This is a genomic window from Streptomyces sp. MnatMP-M17 (assembly GCF_900091995.1).
Taxonomy (GTDB): Bacteria; Actinomycetota; Actinomycetes; order Streptomycetales; family Streptomycetaceae; genus Streptomyces.
Window position 1 is genome coordinate 1 of record NZ_FMDK01000939.1, and the last position, 1,326, is coordinate 1,326.

Annotated in this window: 1 protein-coding gene; it reads right to left on the reverse strand. The window is 71.3% G+C overall.

What is annotated here, in order from left to right; genetic code table 11:
* Window positions 1-270: 270 nt before the first annotated feature.
* A complete protein-coding gene (locus GA0115259_RS33760) occupies window positions 271-996 on the reverse strand; it encodes a DNA alkylation repair protein (protein WP_093603978.1) in 726 nt (241 codons plus the stop codon).
* Between the last annotated feature and the right edge of the window lie 330 nt (window positions 997-1,326).

The window sequence follows — 1,326 nt, forward strand, 5'->3', positions numbered from 1 at the left end:
GGCTGCGAGGGCAGCCGCGGCCAGAGCCGCGACTGCTGCCGCGGCGACTGCCGCCGCCGCTGCGGCCTCAAGGGCCGTTGCCGCCAAGCACGCTGCGAGGACGAGGAACGCGGCAGCCTTCGGCGCGTCCGCGACTGCGGACGGCGCTGCGAGGAAGGCGTACCGGAACATGCCGCTGATCCTCGCTCACGGCAGCCGCCGCGTCGAATGGTTTTCCGCCGACGGCCAGTTGACCGGAGGAGCGGCCGTCAGAAGTGCTTCGGAGGTCCGTCAGAAGTGTTTCAGGGCCTCGCGTACCGACAGCGGCGACAGCCGGTCCCGCGCTCCCTCGACGAACTCCCGCACCGCCGCCGGATCGGTCTTCGCGTACTCCCGCAGACACCAGCCGATCGCCTTGCGGATGAAGAAGTCGGGATGGTCGGCGCGGCGCAGGCAGTAGTCGAAGAGGCGCGCGGCGTCAGTGCTTGCCTTGTACGTGAGCTGGTGCAGCAGGGCCGTACGCGCGACCCAGAGGTTCTCGTCGTCCACCCACCGGTCCATGTCGGCCTTCAGCGCCGGATCGGCGGTCACCAGCGCGCCCGCGACATGTGCGGCGAGCGGATCGATGGTGTCCCACCAGGGGACGGTGCTGACGAGATGCCGTACGACGGGCAGGAAACCGGACGAGCAGCGTCCGCTGTACCGGCGCAGATAGTCCACGGCGAAGTACTGGTACTCCCGCTCGGGCAGCTCCCAGCAGCGCAGGGCGATCGCCGCGCAGTCGGTCTCGTCCGGGCGCGCGGTGCCCTCCAGGACCGTACGGGCCAGTGCCCGGCACCGTGGCGCGGGTATGCCGAGGAACGGTGCGATCCCTTTCATGTACGCGACGGACTTCTCGGCGCGCACCGGGTCGGCCGCCGTGGGATACACCGCCGTGAGCCGCTCCAGCACGGTGTCGGCCAGCGCGCTGTTCGGCACGGCGGGCTTCTGCGTGACTTGCGTGACAGCGGACACCATACGGGCACCCTAAAGGCCAGCTCGGACACTGGCGCCGGCCTGCGCGTTCTCCGGGCATTGCCCGGGTGTCCCCTGGAGCGGCCCGTTCCGTTGTGCCGCGCGGGGGACGACCGCCATCTCGCGCCCGGCGACCGGCCATCTTCGTCGGCTACGCTCGCCGGGTGCTCGCCCCCGTACCCCGGTCCTCGCCAAGCTTCGCGCTCCGTTGCTACCGGGCGCTTCTCTCGCCCTGGGCGCGGTTCTCCGTACTCGTGGCCCTGCTGGGCGCGTCCGCCGTCGTGGTGCTGCTCTACGAGCCGCAGAAGCTGCTCGCCGACGGCTGGGGGGCGG

Excerpts from the sequence above, each read along its gene's own strand:
- GA0115259_RS33760 (WP_093603978.1), bottom strand. The coding sequence starts at position 996 with ATGGTGTCCGCTGTCACGCAAGTCACGCAGAAGCCCGCCGTGCCGAAC.